Source organism: Cryomorphaceae bacterium (assembly GCA_007695365.1).
GTDB lineage: Bacteria > Bacteroidota > Bacteroidia > Flavobacteriales_D > SKUL01 > SKUL01.
In genome coordinates this window covers 1-6,841 of the sequence record REDV01000122.1, presented here as the reverse complement: position 1 = coordinate 6,841, position 6,841 = coordinate 1, and the positions used below count along the sequence as shown (strand labels likewise).

General features: G+C 51.4%; 6 protein-coding genes and 1 other RNA gene. 4 read left to right on the top strand and 3 right to left on the bottom strand.

Annotated elements, in window-relative coordinates:
• The first annotated feature begins 869 nt into the window (after positions 1-869).
• From ffs to EA392_12710, 4 genes are all read left to right on the top strand, one after another.
• An RNA gene (ffs, locus tag EA392_12725) (signal recognition particle sRNA small type) lies at positions 870-969 on the top strand.
• Between the two features lie 11 nt (positions 970-980).
• Positions 981-1,790 carry an SDR family oxidoreductase gene (locus EA392_12720; GenBank protein ID TVR37441.1) on the top strand — a complete coding sequence of 270 codons (810 nt, stop codon included), beginning with the start codon at positions 981-983 and terminating at the stop codon, positions 1,788-1,790.
• 66 nt (positions 1,791-1,856) lie between these two features.
• A complete protein-coding gene (gene fsa / locus EA392_12715; GenBank protein TVR37440.1) occupies positions 1,857-2,522 on the top strand; it encodes a fructose-6-phosphate aldolase in 666 nt (221 codons plus the stop codon).
• Positions 2,523-2,773: 251 nt separating this feature from the next.
• Positions 2,774-3,394 (top strand): threonylcarbamoyl-AMP synthase, encoded by a 621-nt coding sequence (locus EA392_12710; protein ID TVR37439.1) that lies wholly within the window; start codon positions 2,774-2,776, stop codon positions 3,392-3,394.
• An 11-nt stretch (positions 3,395-3,405) separates the two neighbouring features.
• Here EA392_12710 and EA392_12705 read toward each other — a convergent pair whose 3' ends face one another.
• From EA392_12705 to EA392_12695, 3 genes are all read right to left on the bottom strand, one after another.
• Positions 3,406-4,524, bottom strand: a complete 1,119-nt coding sequence (locus EA392_12705) for a hypothetical protein (protein ID TVR37438.1) — start codon at positions 4,522-4,524, stop codon at positions 3,406-3,408.
• Entirely contained in the window at positions 4,490-6,034 is a 1,545-nt protein-coding gene (locus tag EA392_12700) for an NAD(P)H-hydrate dehydratase (protein ID TVR37437.1), read from the bottom strand. The genes EA392_12705 and EA392_12700 overlap by 35 nt, the downstream gene beginning before the upstream one ends.
• Before the next feature lie 36 nt (positions 6,035-6,070).
• Positions 6,071-6,841 (bottom strand): hypothetical protein (locus EA392_12695; protein ID TVR37436.1); only part of this gene is annotated, 771 nt, incomplete at its 5' end.

Below are 6,841 nucleotides of genomic sequence, written 5' to 3'. Positions count from 1 at the left end.
TTTGTCATTTCGACCGGAGTGTTGAGGTACGAGGCACGGAGTAGCCTGCCCCGAAGAATTTCGGGGGAGAAATCTCATTCAATTCACACTTCTATCTCATAATAGATTTCTCCGCTACGCAGCTCCTGGCGTCGCTGCTTCGGTCGAAATGACAAAATGCTAATAATCAAAACAAAAACTCAATCAAAACTTGTGCACGTCAATCAGAGCATCAACCGGCGGCGACTCTAATTGATCATAACCGCTACCATTCGGCATAGACCCTGAAAGGGTCAAATGTCTGAATAGAACGTAACAAAGATAGAGGCGCGACCCCGAAGGGGTCGAATGTCTCTCGCAACATGCAATGCCATTATAATTCTGTCCCTTAGGGTTTTGAAATTAGGGCGCGTCTCAAATGCAGTCGTCTGAAACGGACTCATAGTACCACTCGTCAAACCCAACTACCAAAGCAACCTACACAGAAACTCAGCCAAGCGCGTTTCATGCAATCGCTGTCCACCTCGAGAACGCTATCCGGTAATCATAGTAACCGTAGGATGACTTTCATTGGTATAAGTCTGATCTGGGGGATGCTAAGTGGTGGGTGAAAAACCCACCCCAACCCCGACCTTCAACATCAAGGTCGTGTGAAACCCGCGTTTGTCGGGGCCACCCCTCCGGGGAGGGGACAAGGGCCACCGTTTCAATTTTGGGGATTTCTCCCCGAAGGATTTCAGGGTGCAACTTCTGGCGTCGCTGCTTCATTCGAGGCAAGGCAACAATTTGGTTTTGAGATACAATTCTAGGTTTGGGCCACAAGCCTGATCATGGTTTGTATTCCGGCGAATAAAGTTTGCGAAATGATACGGTTTAGATACCTTTGCACCGGGCAAGTCTTATACGACCAGCTCCTGCTGAACTCCCCCAGGTTCGGAAGAAAGCAAGGGTAAGCGGTTGTAGCGGTGCGATATAAGTAGCTTGCCCATTTTTTATTCCCTATGGTCAAGGTCGTCATTATAACCGGAGCCTCTGCCGGAATGGGTCTTACAACGGCAAAGCACCTTGCTGAAAAGGGTTTTCGCGTATATGGCGCAAGTCGCAGGTCCGAAACAGGCCGCGAGCGCGACGGATTCACCGAACTTCAAATGGATGTGTGCCATGAACCCTCTGTAGAGAAGGCCATTGAAATGGTGTTTGAACGCGAGGGTCGTATTGATGCACTGGTCAACAACGCCGGTATCGGCCTGATCGGCTCTATGGAAGATACGAGCGACGCCGAAGCGAGAGCTGTTTTCGACACCAATGTTTTTGGTTTGATGAATGTGAGCCGCGCCGTTTTGCCTCACATGCGCCAGGCTAAAAAGGGCACCATCATCAACATCAGTTCTATTGCCGGAAAAATGGGACTTCCCTATCGGGGCATTTATAGCGCTACCAAAGCTGCGGTACTGATGATTACCGAAGCTACCAGCTCGGAGGTGCAGGCATACGGGGTTCGGGTTTGCTCTATATTGCCCGGTGATTTCAAGACCAGTATCAACGACAACAGGCAGGTGGTGAAAGCCGCTTCCCGGTCGGTGTATAAGGAGCAAACAACACGGTTGAACAACCAGGTGAACCACGAGGTACAGCACAGCGGAGACCCCATTGCCATCGCCAAAAAAGTGTGTGATATTCTGCAAAGCAAGCAACCGGCCATGCACTACAAGGTGGCCAAACCCGTGCAAAAACTCAGTGCCTTTTTGCACGACGTCCTGCCCGGGCGCTGGTTTGAGCGAATCCTCATGAATCACTACAAAATCAAATAGCCGAATAGCTTTTTCAGTTCAGGCGCGAATTGTACCTTTAACCCTACCCAAAAACCTCAACACACCATGAAATTCTTTATTGACACCGCCAACCTCAATGATATTCGCGAAGCCCACGACCTGGGTGTGCTCGACGGCGTTACCACCAACCCCTCGCTGATGGCCAAAGAAGGCATTTCGGGCAACGACAGGGTGATGCAGCACTACATTGACATTTGCGATATTGTAGATGGTGACGTAAGTGCCGAGGTAATCTCCACCGATTTTGAAGGCATTATTAGCGAAGGTGAAAAACTTGCCCAACTGCACGAAAACATCGTGGTGAAAGTGCCCATGATCCGCGAGGGTGTAAAGGCTTTGAAGTATTTCAGTGAGAAAGGCATCCGCACCAATTGCACCCTGGTTTTTTCTGCCGGACAGGCGCTGCTGGCGGCCAAGGCAGGTGCAACCTATGTTTCGCCTTTTATCGGACGATTGGATGACATCTCAACCGATGGTCTAAACCTGATTGAGGAAATCCGTACTATTTACGACAACTACGGCTACACTACCGAAATACTTGCGGCTTCAGTGCGTCACCCCATGCACATTATGGAATGTGCGCAGATCGGTGCCGACGTGATCACTGCACCCCTTTCGGCCATAACTGCCCTGCTCAATCATCCGCTTACGGATATTGGTCTGGCTAAATTCCTGGCCGACCACGCCAAAAGCAATGCGGTAAAAGCCTGATAAAGATGTGGGCGTCCATTCAATCGTTCACGCGCAGTCTGCCACTACTCCGGGCTATACTCATTATTGCCGGTGTGTTCATCCTCTTTTACGGCGTTATATCACTCAACCATTACGGCATTACCTGGGATGAAAACAAGAGTGGGTGGCTCGCCATTGTTGTTGGCGCTTCACTTATTGTCAGTCAGATTGGCTCACATTTGCACGATCTCAGAAATCCCGATTAACTGCTTTTATTCAAAACCTTTTCTATGCTTATCAACATTCATCCCGACAACCCGGACCCCAAGCGCATTGATCAGGTGGTTGATGTTTTACGCAAAGGCGGTGTAATCATCTACCCTACCGATACCGTGTACACCATCGGCTGCGATTTGATGAACATCAAGGCGCTCGAAAAAGTGGCGCGCATTAAAAACATCAAGCTCGACAAGGCGAATTTCTCAGTGATTTGCTACGACCTCAGCCAAATATCGGAATACACCAAACCACTTGACAACACAGTATTTAAGCTGATGAAAAAGGCCCTGCCAGGAGCTTACACTTTTATTCTGAATGCCAGTGGTCAGGTTCCCAAAATCTTTCAGAGCAAGAAAAAGACCGTGGGAATCCGGGTGCCGGACAACAACATTCCGAGGGAGATTGTGCGCGTGTTGGGCAACCCCATTATCTCAACCTCAGTGCACGACGATGACGAAATTCTGGAATACACCACCGACCCCGAATTGATTCACGAGAAATACAGCAACCAGGTTGACCTCGTTATCAATGGCGGATTTGGTAACCTGCATGCGTCCACCATTTTCGACTGCACCTCGGGTTCGGTTGAGTTGGTGCGGGAGGGAATTGGTTCGCTGGATGTGTTGGGCTAAGCCCTGCCCCGTTAGAGAACCGGCACCACTTCAAACATACTTGGCCACAGTTTTCCTGTAATCAGAAAGGTTCGGGTATCCGGGCGATATGCAATGCCATTCATCACGTCCACGCGATGCTGCACCTTGCGCTTGTCTAGAATTCCGGCCAGATTCCAGTAGGCCTGCACGGCTCCCGATTCCACATCAATCACCGCAATGCGCTCGTCATCGAGCATGTTGGCATAGATCTTTCCATCCACGTATTCGAGTTCATTGAGGCGAATCACATCGCCCTGATGGTCAAATACCCGAATTTGCCTTTCCACAGACCAATCTTCGGGACGCAGAAGATACAAATCTGCCGAGCCGTCCGAAAAAACAAAATGCTCGCCTGTCCATGCCAAACCCCAACCTTCGCCGTTTCCAAAATCAAATCCAAACCGGCGCTGCTGATTGAGTGTTGCGAGGTCGTACACAAATACGGTTCGTTCGCGCCATGTGAGCTGAAACAATTCACCGTCCGCAAGTGCCAGGCCTTCCGCAAAAAACTCGGCATCGAGGGGCTTTCTCAGCAGGACTTCGCCTGTTTCCAGCGCCACTTTTCGCACATCCGATTTTCCGTATTGTCCGGCGCTTTCAAACAATACTCCCTCATGGTACACCAGTCCCTGCGTGTATGACTTGATGTCGTGAGGGTAAGTATCAATCAATCGAAAGCTCCACTCTGGGGGAGCTTCGGGAAGTACCACCCTCACAGACGCGGATCCCCTGAGCAAGCTGCTATCGGCAAGCATCGCTTCGGCTCTCAGGCCGTGTTGCCCACCTCCCATCTCAAGGGTGGGAATTCCAAAGGTGTAGTCGTCGCGCTGAACCATGGGAACCCGCCCCCGGGTAACATGGAGATTGATTCTCACCACCTCTTCCGGATCATCCACCTCAAGTGTCACCCACAAAGTATCACCGTATGGCACGCGCGATTTTTCCACGTCCATAAACTGGATTCGCACGTTTTTGGCCGAAGGTGCAGCCACACCGCGAGCAGGCCGGCGTTCCTCTTTACAGGAAAGCAGAAAAACAAGCAGAACAAAGCCGTGAAATCTGAAACGCACCGCGCTAATTTTGGGGCAAATTAAGCGATAAAAATGCATTGCCGAGAAACTGTGTGATATGTGAGGCAATCAAGGCATGTTCACCGTGCTCCAGTGCGGCCAGGTCGCCCGCCCTTCCATGAAGGAACACTCCGATAACTGCTGCATCGCGCGCAGCATAGCCCTGGGCACGAAGCGATGCTATGATTCCGGTAAGGCTATCGCCACTACCCGCAGTGGCCATTCCTGAGTTGCCGGTGGTATTGAAAAACACATCGCCATCCGGAGTAGCGGTTGAGGTGTTGGCGCCCTTTAGCACCACATACACCTTGTGGTTGGAAGCAAATTCACGCAAAAGTTGCAGGCGCTCATAATTGGTGCTCCAATCGCCGGCCAAACGACGAAACTCACCAGGGTGAGGGGTGAGAATGGTGTCCGCAGGAAGCGATTTCAACCAGGCTTTGTTTTCGGAGAGGATATTCAGTGCATCAGCGTCGAGCACCAAGGGGGCATCGCACTGCGCCAAAGCCGCTTTAAGCCAGCTGCCCGTATCTTTTTGGGTGCCTATGCCCGGACCGATTGCCCACGCGCCCATTTCTTTGGGCGGAAACTTGTCTCCGGAAATGGCATGATCTCCAACGGGTTTCACCATCACTTCGGGTACAGCAGTTTGAACAACCTGCACGCCGACTTCGGGCACAAAAGCCGTTACCGCCCCTGCTCCTCCCTGCAAAGCTGAGCGCGAGCAGAGTACAGCGGCCCCCATCATTCCGTAAGAACCTGCAACCACAGCCACATGCCCAAAGGTGCCTTTGTGACCAAAACGCTCCCGGGGCAGTATCCGTTGTCGCACCCATTCATCCGACACACAGAAATAAGGGGTTTCTACCTTGTCTGTAAAGTCCCTGTGAAGACCAATGTCGAGTACCTCAACTTTTCCGCAAAGCCGGGCGGTATCACCCAATAAAAAAGCCAATTTGGGAAACTGAAACGTAAGCACGTGATGGGCGCGAACCACTCCTTGGTAATCGTTCTCCCGGTTGTCTTCAGCAAACAGTCCCGAGGGCATGTCAACAGATACCACCCGCGCACCGGAAGCGTTGATATTCTGGATGGCCAACAGGGCCAAACCTTCGGCCGGGCGCGCGAGACCTGTTCCGAAAAGTGCATCAATCACGAGGGCTCCGGGCGGGATATCAGGTATGACTTCGGCGGAGTTTGCAATTTCTATCGGTACTTTGGTTTTCTTGAGTTTTGCGAGGTTGGCCGAAAAGTCTTCAGAGTAATTTTTAGAGAATTCCACTATGACCACCTTCACTTCATAGCCATTGCGGCTCAGCAGCCGTGCAATAACCAGCCCATCGCCACCGTTGTTGCCCACACCGCAAATCACGTAGAAAACGTAATCGCGCTCGTCGAGTTGGGATGGAAAGAGTTTGGGAGCACGGTCATAGATCCACTGAAAGCAAGCGTTTGCAGCGCGCTCCATCAGGTCGATGGAAGCAATGGGCTCATGCTTGATGGTATAGGCGTCTGCCTCGCGAATCTGTTGTGCTGAGAGGATTTTCATCTCACCGCAGGTTCATCAGGGGTCTGATTATCAAGGTTAGAAATGGAAGTTGAGCAGGATGCTTCCACGCGTGTTGTCTGTATCAATACCGATGGTGGAGCCACCGCCCAGTTCAGTGGTTCGGGTGACGAGGGTTTCAGCACCTCCGCCCGTAGGAATGGTCCAGGCCTCGGTTTCGAGGGTGCCTTTACCGCGTAGTGCTACCATGGCTCCGAGGCCAAGTTCTATACCGAGCGACACTTTTGGAAAGATAAACATTTCAGCCCCGACAAAGGCGCGGGCTCCCAGGCGAAACTGGGTGCCAAGCCGATAATCCGTCACGTAGGCATTGTTGCCGGTAAAGTTGGTCATGGTTGATGCCTCGGGGTTTTGAAACACCAGTTCAAATTCTGTTCTGTCGGGCGCCTGATTATCTGACTGAATTGCGTTTCCGTATCGAAAACTGTGACGTTCGCTGGCAAGGCCAACTCCACCCTCAACCCCGTAATAACCCTGAATGCGGGTAGAGCCTTTTCGTTTCTCGATACCGTAGCTGAAGTAGATATTGGTGAGCATTCGGTTGTAGGAATCCCTCACATTGTTATCGGTAGCTGTAGGAGAAAACTCCGGCTGAAATCCGTGCCATGTGTCGGACATCAGTCCGAATCTCACACCGACACGGGTTGCGAGGTCGTGTCGGCGAAACATTTTAAGACGGATGGCCAACTCGGGGTCTATAAATGCCACGCCGGGCGCTTGATTTCCGTTGGCCGAGAAAATATTGCCGACAAAAAAGAGAAAGGGAGCTGCGTCGATACTCAAGGCGTA